Below are 16,029 nucleotides of genomic sequence, written 5' to 3'. Positions count from 1 at the left end.
ATTTCTGATTTTTCTGCGTCTCTGTGCCTCTGCGGTTCATCGACTGAAGGATTAACAATTCGAGGTTATACATGGCCACGGTAGAAAAAGTGCCGTCGATGAACGAAGCCAATCCGCGTGATCCATACAACAATAATTCGTACGGTACGCTGGTCGATAGCGGTTATAAATCGGTCAAGCTGCCCATTCTTGACGTGAACGATTTCAACGAGCGGATCATTCGCTCTTACGAAGAAGGCACGGCCGAAAAAGGGCTGGCCGCCGATTTATCGGTCGCCCGATCGCTCATTCCGGCGGGCACCGCCACGCTGCGCGACTTCAGTTATATCGCTCCGGACATTCCAGAATACATTCCCAGCAATTGCACCGGCTGCATGGATTGCGTCACGCTGTGTCCGGATACGGCCATCTTGGGGAAAGTTTTAGGCGAAAGCGAATTTGAAAAGCGCGTGGCGGCCATCAGCGATCCAGTGGAACGGGAAGATTTTCGCAGCCAGTGGTCTAAAACCCGCAAGTATTACGAGGGACCGGCGAAGAAAGTCGGCGAAGGCGGGCTGTTTTCGATCATGATCGACCCAAGCAAATGCAAGGGTTGCGCCGAATGCGTGACGGTGTGCGATGATTTGGCGCTGAAAATGATTCCCAAGACCGAACAGGTGATGACGCACGTGCGGAAGAGTCATCGGTGGTTCAAGCAAGTGGGACCGTCTGATCCGCGCTATGTAAACGACAATTTGCTCGTGGACATGATGCTGAAGGAGCAAACGCACATTTACACGGGGGGCGCTGGAAGTTGCGCCGGCTGCGGCGAGGGAACGGCGCTGCGGATGATGTGCGCCGCCACCGGCGCCAAGTACGGCGACGATTGGGCCATTGTCGCGGCCACGGGCTGCAATACGGTGTATACCAGCACGTATCCGTACAATCCTTACCTGGTGCCGTGGACGAATTCGCTGTTCGAAAACGCGCCGGCCATGGCCATGGGCGTGCGCTCCAGGTGGGATCAAATGGGATGGGGCAATAAGCCCATGTGGTGCTTGGGGGGCGATGGAGCGATGTTCGATATCGGCTTCCAAGCACTATCTCGCATGTTCGCTTCCGGCATGAACATCAAAGTGTTTGTTCTCGATACGCAGGTATATTCCAACACCGGCGGGCAAGCCTCGACTTCCAGCTACACCGGTCAGAACACGAAGATGAGCGTGCATGGCAAAGCGATTGCCGGTAAGCAGGAGCGGCGCAAGGAAATCGCGCAGATCGCGATGATGCACCCGCGCACGTTTGTGGCGCAAACCACATGTGCCCATGTGAATCATTTTTATCGCAGCGTGCTAGATGCGTTGGAGTTTGACGGGCCGGCGCTGGTTTGCTGCTACACGACGTGTCAGCCGGAGCATGGTGTGGCCGACAACATGGCCACCGATCAGGCACGGCTGGCCGTTGACACGCGCGCCTTCCCCCTGTTGATTTACGATCCGCGCAAGGGAGATACGCTGCGGGAGCGGCTGTCACTGCAGGGAAATCCAGCGGTGAGTGAAGATTGGTGGACCAACCCGAAGACGGGCGAGGTTGTCGATTTCATCGACTTTGCCCGTAGCGAAGGGCGGTTCGGCAAGCATTTTGACAAGGATGGAAATCCGAGCGAGACGCTGTTGCGAGCCAAGGCCGATCGGCTGGAAAACTGGCACCTATTACAAGATTTGGCCGGTTTGCGCGGCGGAAAAGCGGTTGCGGTCAAAAAGGAAACGGGAGCCAAAGAGAAAGGCGCCTCCAGCGCCCGGAGCCCCGCGAAAGCTGCTGGGCCCGAAACAGCGCCCATTAAGCCCACGGAAATTACGGCGGGAACCGGTTTTGCCAGCAGCGGATACGCTGGCAAGGGGCGAGTGGTCGAGGGCGTATTGCTACCGTGGCTTGTCGCGGGCAGACGAATTAAATATCGCGATTGCCACGCGAACCAATGGATCAGTGGTGTTATCAAGTCGGTCAGTCCTCCGGTGCTGGAGCTCGACGACGATACGGAAATCCACACCACCCACGAAGTGCTGGCCGCAGGCTTTGCGGAAGGAATCATCATGGAACATACGGAGGCTTGAATTCGCTACACACTAACCTGTTGTTTTGTCGGGAGGAGCCCACATGCACGCGTTTGAACGAGGCGAGTTGCTTATTGGCGGTTTGGCATTGCGCCAACTGCATGGTGAATTGGATCGGGAAGAGCCGGCGCTGAATTCCAGCGCCTGGTTGTTGTCCGGAAAATTGCGATTGTCGGCGCAGCATGGCAGTCAATTGGAGTTGGAGCGGCAGTATTTGTTGCGGATTGACGATGGCCGCGAAGGACTGGTGGAGTTGACCAGCCTGACGCCGGCCGATGGCGACTTGGAGGCGGATTTCCGCCCGCGAAGCGTAGCCCCGCGCTCGCTTTGAACACAGACACTGTGTATCCCGGGGATTACAATCCCTGGGCTTGGACGCTGCTTTTAAGGCATCTTCCGCCATTTTAGCGGATTTTTGCATGACCGCGCAAAATGCTAGACAATTGGGGGGGGTGCGATGGTATAGTGCCGGCTGATTGAATCGGGTTGCCGGTACCGAGGCGAGGCTCCAGGAATTCAAAATAGGAGCCTACTTGTGAGACGCATCTTAGTTTCCGTGGCGCTGTTCTGCGCCGCTTCGCTTGTTCATTGTCAGGCCGCCTTGCCCGACGTGTTCAACATGCCTGCTGGGCAAACCAGTCTGCTCACCGTGCCGGTGGGCAATCCGGGCAACGCCAATGACCCCGACACTGGCAATGTATATGGCGGTGTGTCGTATAGCTACAGCATCGGCACCTACGATGTCACTGTCGGCCAGCACACGGCATTTCTGAATGCCGTGGCGGCGACAGATACGTACAGCCTTTACAATCCCAGCATGGCGAGCGATGGGAACGTCGCCGGCATTCAGCAGAATGGCTCTTCGGGCAATTACACGCACAGCGTTATCGGCTCGGCCAATCATCCGATTACGTATGTTAGTTGGTTTGATGCCGCCCGGTTCGCCAATTGGCTCTATAACGGCCAACCGACGGGCGCGGAAGGTATGAACACCACCGAGAGCGGTTCCTACAGCTTAAACGGTGCCAATCCCATCAACGTCGGGCGCAACACCAACGCCACGTGGGTCATCCCGACGGAAAACAAATGGTACAAAGCGGCGTAATATGACCCGCGAACCACGGCACAAGGTGGGCCACCGTCGGACAGCCACTACTGGAGCTACGCCACCGGAACGAACACTACGCCCGCTTCAGCCCCGCCAGGAAACACACCCAACACCGCTAACTACGAAGATGACAACACAGGCAACTTCGCCGTTACAGGCTCATCGAGTTACAGCAGCAGTCAGAATTATTTGACCGATGTGGGGGCCTATACCGCCTCGGCCAGCCCCTACGGCACGTTTGACCAGAGTGGGGATGTGTTTCAGTGGAACGAGACGCAGATCGGTTCGTTTCGTGGCTTGCGCGGGGGTTCGTGGGGCAGCAGCTCGTTCGACATGTCATCCTCGTATCGGTACGACATCAATCCGTCGGTTGAGGACCACGACAACGCCGTCGTCGGATTCCGTGTGGCAATTGTTCCTGAACCAAGTACAGCAGTGTTAGCGGGGATTGCCTGTGGTTTGATGATAGCGTTACGCAGGAGGCGCAAGTGAGTGTGGGCCGAAGGCTCAACCTGCGCCAGCTAGGCGTCGCGCACCCTGGTTTCGGACGGGCGAATAACCCGCGTCGTGGGCCAACGGCCCAACCTGCGCTAGCCAGGGGCAACGCCCCTGGATTCGGGGCGCGACAGCGTTTTTGTAAAGCCCCAACGGGGCGCTCTTGCCGTGGCCGGCGATGGGTGAACAAATGCCGTCGATGCGACGAGATCATCACCATTGTGCTGTCGGCGGTTGGCTCAGCGCGCCCCGTTGGGGCTTGATAATAATCTTGTCGATCTTTGATCCCAGGCCGACGTCCCGGCGGCCGGAACTTGGCCTGGGCTAATGCGGGTTGCCCCGTTGGGGCAAACGGTGGGCCGTTGGCCCAACCTGTGATACGCCAGAGGCATCGCCCCTGGTTCGGGGCGCGACAACGTTTTTGTAAAGCCCCAACGGGGCGCTTTGACGGCGCTGGCCGACCACCATAAATCCCACACATAACGCTCATCGAATGATATTTTGTGCCGCTCCAACAGCGCACGGAATTCATCTTGGAACGATTGCCCGCAATGATGCTCTTTTTGTCGACGGATATATTCGATGACATCCTCAACTTTTGACGGGCTCACTGAGAACGCGCCGTAACCGGCCTGCCAATGAAACCCGCGAAAATCAGGCCCCTTGGTTTTGATCCACTTGGATGTGCTGGTTTTCAATTCTTCGACGATCTGGGCCATTGATTTTGTGCGCGACAGATTCAACAGCGCGTGAATATGATCGGCGGTGCCATTCATGGCCAGCGTCGGACAACCGGCGTTTTTCAGGACGGTCGTGCCGTAGGCGAACAGCTCCGATTCAATGGCGGCGCGAATCCATGGTTCGCGGTTTTTGGTGCTGAACATTAAGTGAATCAGAATTGACGATAATGATTGCGGCACGGCGGACCTTATCTTGATACGCGGCAGAACGCCCCCTTGGGGCTTCGAGGTCTATTATGCGCGATTCAGTTCCAGGGGCGATGCCCCTGGCTTTTGCAGGTCGGGCCTTCGGCCCACATGAATCGTTGTTGCAGGTCGGGCCTTCGGCACCACATGAATCGCGATTCCAGGAGTTATAGGAATTTGGAGTCGTGGCGTGGCCAGGTCTCGAATCGGCCTGATTCCCGTTGGTCAAAAAGCTCACAGGACCGTGCTAGGTTCAGGGACTACCCGGCCATCCTGCGTGCCCGCCACGGCGGGCAGGCAAAGAATAAGGCTTGCGCCGCGGCAAGTAGCGTTCGGGCGAAAGCTGTGGCCAGGCCAATCTGCTTTACCCCGGCCCGTGGCCGTAGAGATGTTGGATGGGGGTGGCATGGCCCCAGACGATGTCGTCGACGGGCACGTTGAACACGGTGGAGATTTTTTGCCGCTCAGTAGGGCTGGGCGTCCAGCGGCGCAATAGAATCGCTTTTACGCGCTCCGCTTCCAAACCGGACCGCTCCACCAATTGTTCGAAGCTGATGCTTTGCGAGATGCATAATTCGGCGACGGTTTGCGGCATAAAGCACCTGTTTTTTCACCACGGAGGCACAGAGACACGGAGAGGAATGACGAATGACTAAATTCGAATGACGAATGAATGTCCAATGACTGAATGTCTATATTTCTCAATGACTAAATGATGAAATCCTATTCCCGGATTTTTGGCAAGCATTTAGTCATTTCGTCATTGAGGCTTTTAGGCATTCATCTGTTGTGTTTTCACAATTCTTTCTCTGCGACTCAGCGTCTCCGCGGTTGATTCAGCCCTTCAAAAATCCTCTTTCAGGCCAAAGCGGTGATAGCGGACGTTGCGTGGGTTCATGGTGTGGCCCCAGCTGATTTCCGAGCCCGGCACGCCTAAGGCCGCGGCCAATTTTTCGCGTTCGGCCGGACTGGGAGTCCAGCGGCCGTCGGCAATAGCGGCTACGCGCTCGATCGGCAAGCCCGCGCGGGCCGACAGTTCGTCGAGCGAGATCGCCGTTTCTTCGAGCAGGACATCAATGGTTTTCATGGAGGCAAATTCGTCAATCGGGCTAGGGATTCGGCGGTCGTGCGCAGCACCAGTGTTATTGTAGCAAGTGCCGCGCGCAGAGCGGAACATCGCCCGGTAAACAGTGTTAAGAATACGCCAGGTCGGCAGATTGTCCGGCAGCAAGCCAATCTTTTAATCGCTGCATGCCGGCGATGGTGGATACGTGCGGCTGGTAGCCGAAATCGCGTCCAGCGGCGGCGATATTGAACCAATGGGAACGACCGAGTTGAGCGGCGAGAAAGCGAGTCATCGGCGGTTCTTTGCGGAGCCGCAGGAGCCGATAAGCGGTTTCCATCGTCAGTCCGGCACGCCACGCTTGTGAGATGGAAATGGTTTGTGCGACCGGCGGCAGGCCGGCTAAGGCCAACAGTTGGTCGATCCATTGCCAGCAATTCACCGGTTCGCCTTGACTGATGAAATAGGGTCGCCCGCAAACACGGGAGCCGGGGAGCAATGCGTCGGCGGCCTGCAAATGCGCGGCAGCGGCGTTGTCAACATAGGCGGTATCGATGAGGTTGCTTCCGTCGCCAATGCGGCGCAAGCGGCCGGAACGAGCGCGGGCCAACAGACGAGGCAAAAGGTGGCGGTCGCCCGGACCCCATATCAAATGTGGCCGCAGCGCACAGGTGAGCAAATCGCCGCTGCCGCTGCCGCTGGCGGCCAGCACCGCCTGTTCGGCCAGCGCTTTGCTGTGAGAATAATGGCACAGCCATCGGCGCGTATAGGGAAGCGATTCGTCGTCGCCGTGCTGATCGGTCGTGGTGAACACCACGCTGGGGCTGCTGGTGAACACCAGGCGCTGCACGCCGTTGCGGCGGCAGGCGGCGATGACGTTACGCGTGCCCAGCACATTCACTTCGAAATAATGTTTCCAGGGTCCCCACAGGCCGGCCACGCCAGCGGTATGGAATACGGTGCTTACGCCGCGCAGCGCCGCGCCGATGGCCGCGGGATCGCGAACATCGCCCAGCACAATTTCGACATGCGGGGCAGCGGGGCCAAACAGCCCGGCCCACGAATCGTTTGGCGTGCGGCAAAAGGCGCGGACTCGCTCGCCTCGTGCCAGCAATTGTTGCACGAGGTGGCGACCCAGAAAGCCGGCGGCTCCGGTGACGAGAACGCTCACGTGTTGTGCCCTTGCGATTTCGGCCGGGGGCGGAGCTTGCGTGCGGCCAAACGAGCCAATGCTTCGCGATTGATTTTCACGTTATGTCGGACATCGACTGGGAGCGATTTGCGAATGAGAAAATTTTGGATCATCGTCGTGCAGTCGCCGGCTTGGGCGAGCTTGCGTAAGTCGGCGATCAGTTTTTCGCGCTGCTTCGGTCCGCGCGGATAGCAACCGGGTTGTGGTTCCGCGATGATGACCGGGGTTTGAGCACCCTGTGGGCCGACGCCGACCAATGCCGTGCGAAAGACATCAGGATGGCGGTTAAAAATAGCTTCGCACGGGATAGTGAAGAGCGTGGCATTGGTGCCGTGTGCCGCTGCCGCAACCACACGCTGGGACATACGGCCGCAAAACCAGAAGCGATCGTGTTCGTCCAAATAACCAACATCGCCCAGGCGATGCCAAAAGCTGTTTCCTGTGCCGTCGCGAATTTTTGCTGTGGCGTTGGCTTGCGTTCGAGTGACGTATTCGGTCGTAACCACCGGGCCTCGGACGATGAGTTCGCCGATCTGGCCGCGCGGCAGTTCTTCCACTTCGGCCAAGTCGCGGATTGGCCCATCGGTGATGCGAATCACGCGCCACTGGATGCCTTTGAAGCGGTTGCCCACGCACACGCCGGCGCCTTGCTCGGTGCGGGGCCACGTTTCGCGCAGGACGGCGGAGGCTGAAATCGACGCCACGGGCAAGGCCTCGGTAGCGCCATAGGGAGTATGCATTTCTCCCTGCGGGTGAATGCACGCCGTCATGCGGCGCAGGACGTGGGCCGCAACAGGCGCACCGGAGGAAAAAACGCGGCGTAAACTTGGCAGGCGGAGATGTTCGGCTTCGCAATATCGCCCGACCACGTTCCACACCGCCGGCGAGCCGAACGCCTGCGTGGCATTCCAATCCTTAACGGCCGAAATGATTCGGCGCGGATCGACGCGGGCCGGTCGGGTAACATCCATCCGCGGAATGATGCTGGTGACGCCCATCGCGGCGTTGAACAGGCCGAACAGCGGGAAACAGGAGACATCAACCTCGCCCGGGCGAATGCCGTAAAAGTCACGGATTTCGGTCACCTGTCGATCAAAATTGCCGTGGCGATACAGCACACCTTTGGCGGGGCCTGTGCTGCCGCTGGTGAAGATAATGGCTGCGGGCGTTTCGCCGGTGGAAGCGGCGGTTTTGAAACCGGATTGCGCGGCGCCGCGGCGACGGATGAGTTCCAGCGTTGGGATGCGAGCGAGCCAACCGCCACCAACATGGATGTTGTAACGCGCTTTGGGAAATTGTTTTTGGCAGAGCGCTCGCGCTGCCTGGACGGAGGTCCCGCCAATGAATCCTTGCGGTTGCACTTCGGCCAGCGAGCGAACAACGTTCCGTAGGCCCATGCCAGGGTCGATCAACACTTGCACGGCGCCCAGTTTGAGCAGTGCAAAAACTAACGAAACAAAATCGATGCCCGGACGCATGAGCAACGCAAGCCGCATGCCAGGCTCAATCCCTAAATCGGCCAGCCCGGCGGCGATGTTGGTGCTGTCTGTTTCGAGCTGTGCGAAGGACAGGCAACGGTAACCAGGCGGAGAAATCGCGACATCAATGGTTGCTGCGTGGGTCGCGGTGGCGGCGCGGATTCGCAACGCTTCGGCCACGGCGACAGCACGGGGCATGGTGCGGGCGAAATCGGCTAATCGAAGTGCCACGTTCACCGCAGGCGGTTCCATTCGAGCGAATGGCGAAGCGAGACGTGTGGTCGTCGATTCCATAACATTGCCCGTGCCTTGAAGGACGCTAATGAAAAGATCACTGCAAGTGAGAAGTTAAAGACATCCATCATGTCGTGGTTTTGGATTTCTCGCAATTGGGCCGGTTTGCGGAATTGCCCGACGGGGCTAGAATTGAGTGCCGTGACGGGCCACCCGAATGGAGGAACAGAACTTGCCCAGCTTAACCGTTGAGAATTACGTCAAGGCGATCTATCAAATTTGCGCGGAGCAAAATGGTGGGCCGGCGGGCACCGGCCAATTGGCCGCGGCCCTGGGGGTTTCGCCCGGCACGGTAACCAGCATGCTCAAGACGCTGGGGGAAAGCAATTTGGCGGAGTACACGCCGCATCATGGGGCGCGGCTGACGCCGTCGGGGCACGCTTTGGCGGTGCGCGTTGTGCGGAGGCACCGGTTGATCGAGTTGTTTTTAGTGCGGACACTGGATCTGACTTGGGATGAAGTTCATGAAGAAGCTGAACACATGGAGCACGCGGTCAGCGATTTGCTAATTGATCGGATCGATGCCTATTTGGGCTACCCCGACTCCGACCCGCACGGCGATCCGATTCCGCGGGCCGATGGCTCGGTAGCGGCGCCGACGACGCACAGCTTGGCTTCGTGCCGCGAGGGGGAACGCTTCCGCATGGTGCGCGTATTGGACCAATCGCCGGAGTTTTTGCGTTATTTGACTACGGCGGAACTTTTGCCGGGCACGCAAGGGCGGGTGGTGGCCAATCGGACCGAAGCGGGCTTGCTGTCGGTCGAAGTGGCCGGGCAAGTGACTTCGCTGGGGCGCGACGTGGCGGAAAAACTTTTGGTGGCGCGGCCGTAATCTCGTCGCTACCGTTGATTGCGTTTTGCTGGAACTATCCAACCACCGGGGCGTGGCCCAGCACCCGGCGACACATGGAAAGCTGACCGGTATGCGTGCCCTCGTGAACGGCCAAGAAGGCGAACATCTGTCCATAATTTTGTACGAATGGAGGCAGGCCGGCGGGAACTGGCTTCTCGAAATCAGCATCGGAGAGCGTAGCGATGCAATCGAGCAAAGTTGACCGGCGCTCGCGGCGGAAATTTAGCACCTCGTCCGGCGGCGGATAGTCGGCCGGATTGGGCGAAGGTTTGGACGACCTGCCGAACTTTTCCGCGTATCCAGGTTTTTCCATCGACTTGGAAAAAAAGACTCCCAAAATGCGATTGTCTACGAAGGCCACATGACCGGCGATCCACAAGGGATGGTTTGCCCCGGGAAATAATTGGCGGGTCCATTCTTCCGGCGAGGTGAACGCGGAGAGCATTTGATCGCTCAATTGCCGAATGACCTGAAGTTGCCAAACGATGCGTTGTTTAAGGTCCATTCCAGAAGCTCCATGTGAAAAAAAGTCGTTGGTACTATCGTAACGGTTTAGCGGTTTGACGGCATGCCCCATTGGCCGTAAAACAATGGTAGTGGCGCGGCGGCTTCGGATGAGAGGCCCCCGCAATGGAGGCCTGTGAACCTGGTCAGGGTAGAAATACAGCAGCCATAAGCGGTCACCTCTTTGTGCGGTGGGCCTCTCATCGGAGGCCGCTTGGAAAGTGCGATGGCTCGGCAACGACGGGGCAGACGACGGGGGCGAAATAAATTCGAAGCGACAGATTCAATCGATCAGCATGGCCGATGAAATCACCACGGACGGTTTGGAGCAAGAAGCCGCTAGGCGGACTAGCGGCGAATATGTGGTCATCGCCCGGCGGTATCGGCCGCAGACGTTCGCGGAACTGATTGGCCAAGAGCACGTGGCCCAGGGCTTGGCGGCGGCGATTGCGGCCAGCCGCGTGGGCCACGCCTATTTATTTACCGGGGCGCGCGGGACCGGAAAAACTTCGGCGGCCCGCGTTCTGGCGAAGGCGCTGAATTGCGAGCATGGCCCGACGCCGACGCCTTGCAATCAGTGCGATATTTGCTCTTCCATTACCGCAGGCGACGACATGGATGTGTTGGAGATCGACGGTGCCAGCAATCGCGGCATCGACGAAATTCGCCAACTACGGCAAAACGTGAATGTGCGGCCCAGCCGAGCGCGGTTCAAAGTGTACATCATTGACGAAGTGCACATGCTGACCGAACCGGCCTTCAACGCGCTGCTCAAGACACTGGAAGAGCCGCCGGAGCATGTGAAGTTTATTTTTTGCACGACCGAGCCGGAAAAAATCCCGATCACGATTCTTTCTCGCTGCCAGAGATACGATTTTGCCGGCATTCAGACGAAGCAAATTGTCCAGCGGCTAAGGCAAATTGCCTCCGGCGAAGGGGCACAAGCAGAACCGGAAGCGTTGGAGATTTTGGCCCGGCGAGCGGCAGGCTCGATGCGCGACAGCCAATCGCTGTTGGAGCAATTGCTGGCGTTTGGATCGAAACAAATCAGCGTGACCGACGTGCATCGCCTGCTGGGCACCGCCGGCGCGGAGCGGATCGCCGGCTTGGCGACAAAACTAATTGCCCACGATGCTGCAGGAACGCTGGCTGAATTCGATCGAGCGGTAACGGAAGGGGTGGACGTGGGGCAGTTGCTCGATCAATTGCTGGGATACTTCCGCGATGTGATGGCGGCGACGGTTGGCTGTCCGGCCGATGCGCTGTTACACATTTCGGCGGGGGAAGTCGCGGCCGTGCAAAGCGCCGGTCAGCGATTGGGGCTGGAGACCACTTTAGCCGTGCTGCAAATTCTGGATCAAACGATTTCTCGGCTGAAGTATTTGACGCATCCGCGCACCGTGGCGGAAATCGCCTTGGTGCGAATTTGCAAGTTGGAAGATCTTGACGCCCTGCCGCAACTCATTTCTCAAATCCGCGAGGGATTGCCGGCGATACCTGAAGGAACCGCTGCCAGCGCGACTGCCCAGCCGCTGGGATCCGCAGCGGCGTCAAAAAAAAAGTATGATGAGCCGGTAGAGGGAACGAAATCTACTAGCTTGGGGGGAACTGCGCTGAGATCGGCTTTCGTCAAAGACGCGGCTGTCTCGGATAACACATCCGCCGTCGGTTCGACGGTTCTAGCCGGTGATTCACAGGGAAATGGTAAAAGCCACGCGCCGCCGGCTGAACTAGGGGAACAAAGCGCACCGACGGAAGAATTTACCCGGCGGACCTCACAAATCAGCGATACCTCCCAGGGTTCGACTTGGGATATCTGGCAATTGGCCGCGGAACAATTGGGAGGGTTAGCAGGCGAAAAGGCGATGCAGGCCGAAAATGCTGCAATTTGCGCGCCGAATCAGCTAGTAGTTACATTTCCTAAAAGGTATAATTTTTGCAAGCAGTTCTGTGAGCGACCTGAAATCGCTCAACAATTGCGAGACAACTTGTCGCGGTTGGCAGGCCAAGAACTACGATTGGAGTTTCGGTTGAATGACGACGAGCCGCATCAACCGGAGGGGCCGCAAAAAGTAGTCAATTCGCGGCAGCGAATGTACGAAGCTTGTCAGCGGACTTTCGTTCGGCAAGCGATGGAGTTATTCGACGCCTCTGACCCAAGGTTTGTTTAGACGCTGACAGCGAACGGATCCCGACGATTCGCCTTCGCTTTCCAACCTGGAATAAAAAACACGGCTCGCAAATACACAATATTATGTTCAAAGGTCTTACCAATCTAGCGTCGCTGATTAAGCAAGCTCAGCAGGTTGGCAGCCGCATGCAGGCCATGAACGACGAGCTTAAAACTCGCCGCGCCACCGGCAAGGCAGGCGGCGGCATGGTGGAAGCGGAAGTCGATGGGTTGGGTCAAGTGCTGCGCGTCACCATCGATCCGTCGTTGGTGGAACGCAAGGATCGCGAATTGATGGAAGATTTGGTTCCTGCGGCGGTCAATGCGGCGATTGCCAAATCGAAGGAACTCCACGCTGAAGTGCTGCGTGGTTTGACCGATGGCATGGATTTGCCAGGATTGAAGGAAGCGTTGGCCGCCGCGGCCGACGTGGAATCGACACCCGGCGTCCAATCGAAACCGACTTGAAACTTCAACCATTTTGAAAGTTGTACTGTTGAACCTTGATTACCCAGTCCGTCACCAAGCTGATCGAGCAACTGGCCAAGCTGCCAGGCATTGGGCGGAAAAGCGCGGAACGACTGACTTACCATTTGTTGCGAGTTTCGAAAATCGATGCGCTGGCCCTGGCGGATGCCATTCGCGATGTGAAGGAGAACGTTCGCTACTGTAAAACGTGCTTCAATCTGTCGGAAAGCGACGAGTGCGAAATTTGCCGCGACCCCAAGCGTGACCGGCGGTTGTTGTGCGTGGTTGAGCAGCCTCGCGATTTGATTGCCCTGGAGCAGCCGGGAACATACAAGGGGCTGTATCACGTGTTGTTGGGCCGGATTGCTCCGCTGGAGGGAATGGGCCCCGAGCAGTTGACCATCGAGGGGTTGGTAAATCGGGTGAGAAGCGGCGAATTTAAGGAAGTGATTATGGCGACCAATCCGACCCTGGAAGGGGACGGAACCGCGCTGTTCATTTCGCAGCAGTTGGCGGGGTTTCCCGTAGAGATTACGCGGCTGGCCCGCGGCATTACCACTGGCAGTGTGTTGGAATTTGCGAATAAAGAAATTTTGGCCGATGCCCTGTCCGGGCGACAGAAATTTTAACCAAACGTGGTAGAGTTATGGTGGCGGGAGAGTGTATATGAGGTTGATGCTAAACCGCAAGCCGATGGATGATGGTGCGAGATTGAGTTTCCCGAATCCTGGATCCTGAACTCCGAACCCTGTCCCCTGAACCCCGTTATGCGACTTTCCTTCGGACAAGAGCTGCGGATGGTCCAGAAGCAAATTCTGGCGCCGCGGATGATTCAGTCGATGGAAATTTTGCAACTGCCGATCCTGGCTTTGCAGGAGCGGATCGATCAGGAAATGCAGGAAAACGAGGCGCTGGAATTGCAGGAGCTTGATCCGGATTTGCCGGAGGAGCAAGCGGCCGAGCAGGAAAACCCCGACGCCCCCACGGTCGAAGAGCGCGAACTGGTCGTCGACGAAAAAAAGAACAACGAAGACGATTTTGAACGCCTGCTGCAACTCGACGAGGAATGGCCCGACCACTTCGAGGAGCGTAGCCGTCCCTCGGCCTCGCGCATGGAAGAGGAAGGGGAGCGCAAGCACGATGCCATGGCCAACGCCGTGGATCGGCCGGAATCGCTCAACGATTATCTGCACCATCAACTTAGTTGGTTCGAGATTGATCCGACGGTTCGCCAGTGGTGCGACCGCATTATTTACAATTTAGACGCCAACGGCTATCTGCAAGGCCGCTTGGAAGATTTTTTAGAGCCCGATGCGCCGCCGGCGCAGTTGGAATTAGCGCGGCAGGCGCTGTCGATTGTGCAAAAGCTGGATCCGCCGGGGGTGGGCGCGCGCGACCTGAAAGAATGCTTACTGTTGCAACTTGTTCCGGGAATGGAAAAGTACGAGCAGTTGAAAACGCTGATTTCCAATCACCTGGAAGATTTGGAGCACAATCGGCTGCCGCAGATCGAGCGCAAAACCGGTTACTCACTGGAGCTAATTAAAGAAACGCTGGAGCATTTGCGGCATCTCAATCCCAAGCCGGGGGCCGCGTTCACTTCGACGTACGTGCAGCCGGTGGAGCCGGACGTGTTTGTGGAATTGGGCGAGAACGGGAAATATAAAATCCGCTTGGAAGACGGCCGCACGCCGAATTTGTTCATCAGCCCCTATTATCGCAAATTGCTGTTAAGCCCCGACACGGATGAAAAAACGCGGGAATACATCAAGCGGAAAATCAACGCCGCGCAGTGGCTCATCGAATCGATCGAACAGCGCCGCAACACGCTCACCCGAGTGTCGCAGGCGATTGTCGATCATCAAACCGAGTTCCTGAACAAAGGTCCGGAAGCGATCGAACCGTTGAAAATGCAGCAAATTGCCGACAAGGTAGGCGTGCATGTGACGACGGTCAGCCGGGCGGTGGATGATAAATGGATTCAAACGCCGCGCGGCATTTTTCCGCTGAAGCGGTTTTTTGTGGGTGGCACGGTCAGCGCCGCTGGCGAAGAAGTCGCCTGGGACACCGTGCGGATGAAATTGCAGGAAATCATCGACAAGGAAGACAAGGCCAACCCGCTTTCGGACGATGATTTGGTCAGTGAGTTGGGCAAACACGGCCTGACGGTCGCCAGGCGCACGGTGACCAAGTACCGCAAGGCGATGAACATTCCCAGTTCGCGCCAGCGTCGAGATTGGACGGCGACGGCGCGCGAGGCGCCGAAGGAAAATGGTTCGCCCGCAGTGGAAGCTCTGCCGCCGTTGCCAAATGGTTTACCGGTGGGGCCCCAGGGCAGTCCGCCGCCAGCGGAAGCGACCCATCAGGAAACATCAAGCAGCAGTAATTCGGCGGCTAACCCGCAGCCAACGCCGCTGGACGGAGACTCGCCAATTCAATTCGGATGATCGATTGCATCTGCTGGCATTTATTCTGGCATTTCAAGTTGTTCCCAGCGTTGTAAACTCATCCTAGGCTCTTGTAGAGCAACCGCATGCGATGTCCTTATTGCCGAGTGGATAACGACAAGGTGATCGATTCCCGCACGGGGCAGGACGGTTTTGCCATTCGTCGCCGCCGGGAATGCGTGCATTGTAATCGCCGCTTCACTACCTACGAGCGCGTCGAGGAGCCGGTGATCAACGTCGTGAAAAAAGACGGCGTGCGGGAGCCATTCAATCGTGAAAAAATTAAATCGGGCTTGCTCAAAGCCTGTTGGAAGCGCCCGGTGAGCGATGAACAATTGGAAGCCATTGTGACGGCAGTGGAAAACGACGCCTTCACGAATTTCGAGACCGAGGTCGACAGCCATTACCTGGGCAACCTGGTGATGCAATACTTGCGTGATTTAGATCAGGTTGCTTATGTTCGCTTTGCCAGCGTGTACCGCGAATTCAAGGACTTGCGCGACTTTGTCCAGGAGCTGAAGCCGATTTTGGCCGAAGCGAAGCGCGCGCCCAAATAAGCGCGGGCGGCGTTGGCCGACTTCATGCTTCTGCCTTCCAATGTCCGGAGCGGCCGCCAGTTTTTTCTTCCAGTTGCACGCGCTCGATGGTGATGCCGCGCTCGGCGCTTTTGCACATGTCGTAGATGGTCAGCGCGGCCACGCTGACCGCCGTGAGGGCCTCCATCTCGACGCCGGTTTTGCCGGTGCAGGAAACCGTGGCCTCGATGCGGATGAGGCCCGCATCTGGCGGCGCGCCGCGCTCATCGTCGGGAAATGAAAAATCGACCGTCACGCCATCCAGCGGCAAAGGATGGCACAGGGGAATTAAATCGGCGGTTCGTTTAGCGGCCATAACGCCCGCCAGCCGGGACACTTCCAGCACATCACCCTTGGCCAGCT

Annotated in this window: 16 protein-coding genes and 1 other RNA gene; 10 read left to right on the top strand and 7 right to left on the bottom strand. The window is 57.7% G+C overall.

From position 1 onward, the window contains the following. The first annotated feature begins 71 nt into the window (after window positions 1-71). The 3 genes from VMJ32_12570 (at window position 72) to VMJ32_12560 (ending at window position 3,198) form a co-directional block, all read left to right on the top strand. Window positions 72-2,093 (top strand): thiamine pyrophosphate-dependent enzyme, encoded by a 2,022-nt coding sequence (locus VMJ32_12570; GenBank protein ID HTQ39854.1) that lies wholly within the window; start codon window positions 72-74, stop codon window positions 2,091-2,093. A 43-nt stretch (window positions 2,094-2,136) separates the two neighbouring features. Beyond that, window positions 2,137-2,424 (top strand): hypothetical protein, encoded by a 288-nt coding sequence (locus VMJ32_12565; protein ID HTQ39853.1) that lies wholly within the window; start codon window positions 2,137-2,139, stop codon window positions 2,422-2,424. A gap of 204 nt (window positions 2,425-2,628) precedes the next feature. Then, window positions 2,629-3,198, top strand: a complete 570-nt coding sequence (locus VMJ32_12560) for an SUMF1/EgtB/PvdO family nonheme iron enzyme (GenBank protein HTQ39852.1) — start codon at window positions 2,629-2,631, stop codon at window positions 3,196-3,198. 737 nt (window positions 3,199-3,935) lie between these two features. Here the strand turns inward: VMJ32_12560 and VMJ32_12555 are convergent. The 5 genes from VMJ32_12555 to VMJ32_12535 all read right to left on the bottom strand — a co-directional run bounded on the left by VMJ32_12555 (window position 3,936) and on the right by VMJ32_12535 (window position 8,586). Next, the gene (locus tag VMJ32_12555; GenBank protein ID HTQ39851.1) at window positions 3,936-4,616 is read right to left on the bottom strand and encodes a transposase; all 681 of its coding nucleotides are present in this window, start codon (window positions 4,614-4,616) and stop codon (window positions 3,936-3,938) included. Between the two features lie 370 nt (window positions 4,617-4,986). Continuing rightward, entirely contained in the window at window positions 4,987-5,217 is a 231-nt protein-coding gene (locus VMJ32_12550) for a hypothetical protein (protein HTQ39850.1), read from the bottom strand. Between the two features lie 249 nt (window positions 5,218-5,466). After that, window positions 5,467-5,709 carry a helix-turn-helix transcriptional regulator gene (locus tag VMJ32_12545; protein ID HTQ39849.1) on the bottom strand — a complete coding sequence of 81 codons (243 nt, stop codon included), beginning with the start codon at window positions 5,707-5,709 and terminating at the stop codon, window positions 5,467-5,469. A gap of 106 nt (window positions 5,710-5,815) precedes the next feature. Continuing rightward, window positions 5,816-6,856 (bottom strand): NAD-dependent epimerase/dehydratase family protein, encoded by a 1,041-nt coding sequence (locus VMJ32_12540; GenBank protein ID HTQ39848.1) that lies wholly within the window; start codon window positions 6,854-6,856, stop codon window positions 5,816-5,818. After that, the gene (locus tag VMJ32_12535) at window positions 6,853-8,586 is read right to left on the bottom strand and encodes a fatty acid CoA ligase family protein (GenBank protein ID HTQ39847.1); all 1,734 of its coding nucleotides are present in this window, start codon (window positions 8,584-8,586) and stop codon (window positions 6,853-6,855) included. The genes VMJ32_12540 and VMJ32_12535 overlap by 4 nt, the downstream gene beginning before the upstream one ends. 235 nt (window positions 8,587-8,821) lie before the next feature. On the opposite strand from VMJ32_12535, the gene VMJ32_12530 reads away from it, so the two are divergent. After that, complete coding sequence (locus tag VMJ32_12530; protein ID HTQ39846.1) at window positions 8,822-9,481, top strand: metal-dependent transcriptional regulator; 660 nt, start codon at window positions 8,822-8,824, stop codon at window positions 9,479-9,481. 34 nt (window positions 9,482-9,515) lie between these two features. On the opposite strand, the gene VMJ32_12525 is transcribed toward VMJ32_12530, so the two are convergent. Next, window positions 9,516-10,007: a DinB family protein gene (locus VMJ32_12525; protein HTQ39845.1), complete on the bottom strand. Its 492-nt coding sequence runs from the start codon at window positions 10,005-10,007 to the stop codon at window positions 9,516-9,518. A 108-nt stretch (window positions 10,008-10,115) separates the two neighbouring features. Between VMJ32_12525 and ffs the strand changes: the two genes are divergently transcribed. The 6 genes from ffs (at window position 10,116) to nrdR (ending at window position 15,648) form a co-directional block, all read left to right on the top strand. Further along, window positions 10,116-10,214, top strand: an RNA gene (gene ffs / locus VMJ32_12520) — signal recognition particle sRNA small type. Between the two features lie 13 nt (window positions 10,215-10,227). Then, window positions 10,228-12,177 carry a DNA polymerase III subunit gamma/tau gene (gene dnaX / locus VMJ32_12515; protein ID HTQ39844.1) on the top strand — a complete coding sequence of 650 codons (1,950 nt, stop codon included), beginning with the start codon at window positions 10,228-10,230 and terminating at the stop codon, window positions 12,175-12,177. An 83-nt stretch (window positions 12,178-12,260) separates the two neighbouring features. Further along, window positions 12,261-12,644: a YbaB/EbfC family nucleoid-associated protein gene (locus VMJ32_12510; GenBank protein HTQ39843.1), complete on the top strand. Its 384-nt coding sequence runs from the start codon at window positions 12,261-12,263 to the stop codon at window positions 12,642-12,644. A gap of 35 nt (window positions 12,645-12,679) precedes the next feature. Further along, a complete protein-coding gene (gene recR / locus VMJ32_12505) occupies window positions 12,680-13,273 on the top strand; it encodes a recombination mediator RecR (GenBank protein HTQ39842.1) in 594 nt (197 codons plus the stop codon). Between the two features lie 138 nt (window positions 13,274-13,411). Next, window positions 13,412-15,091, top strand: coding sequence for an RNA polymerase factor sigma-54 (gene rpoN, locus VMJ32_12500; protein HTQ39841.1), 1,680 nt, complete (start codon window positions 13,412-13,414; stop codon window positions 15,089-15,091). Between the two features lie 86 nt (window positions 15,092-15,177). Beyond that, entirely contained in the window at window positions 15,178-15,648 is a 471-nt protein-coding gene (gene nrdR / locus VMJ32_12495) for a transcriptional regulator NrdR (GenBank protein HTQ39840.1), read from the top strand. Window positions 15,649-15,670: 22 nt separating this feature from the next. On the opposite strand, the gene moaC is transcribed toward nrdR, so the two are convergent. Continuing rightward, window positions 15,671-16,029 (bottom strand): cyclic pyranopterin monophosphate synthase MoaC (gene moaC, locus VMJ32_12490; protein ID HTQ39839.1); only part of this gene is annotated, 359 nt, incomplete at its 5' end.

This window comes from Pirellulales bacterium (assembly GCA_035499655.1).
In the GTDB taxonomy this organism is placed as follows: Bacteria; Planctomycetota; Planctomycetia; order Pirellulales; family JADZDJ01; genus DATJYL01.
The sequence above is the reverse complement of the archived record's forward strand: the minus strand, read 5'-3'. Positions and strand labels throughout refer to the sequence as shown.

What these genes read in the sequence shown, in the direction of transcription:
- VMJ32_12570 (HTQ39854.1), top strand. Translation starts at nt 72, where the DNA reads ATGGCCACGGTAGAAAAAGTGCCGTCGATGAACGAAGCCAATCCGCGT.
- VMJ32_12565 (HTQ39853.1), top strand. Translation starts at nt 2,137, where the DNA reads ATGCACGCGTTTGAACGAGGCGAGTTGCTTATTGGCGGTTTGGCATTG.
- VMJ32_12550 (HTQ39850.1), bottom strand. Translation starts at nt 5,217, where the DNA reads ATGCCGCAAACCGTCGCCGAATTATGCATCTCGCAAAGCATCAGCTTC.
- VMJ32_12545 (HTQ39849.1), bottom strand. Translation starts at nt 5,709, where the DNA reads ATGAAAACCATTGATGTCCTGCTCGAAGAAACGGCGATCTCGCTCGAC.
- VMJ32_12525 (HTQ39845.1), bottom strand. Translation starts at nt 10,007, where the DNA reads ATGGACCTTAAACAACGCATCGTTTGGCAACTTCAGGTCATTCGGCAA.
- VMJ32_12510 (HTQ39843.1), top strand. Translation starts at nt 12,261, where the DNA reads ATGTTCAAAGGTCTTACCAATCTAGCGTCGCTGATTAAGCAAGCTCAG.
- rpoN (HTQ39841.1), top strand. Translation starts at nt 13,412, where the DNA reads ATGCGACTTTCCTTCGGACAAGAGCTGCGGATGGTCCAGAAGCAAATT.
- nrdR (HTQ39840.1), top strand. Translation starts at nt 15,178, where the DNA reads ATGCGATGTCCTTATTGCCGAGTGGATAACGACAAGGTGATCGATTCC.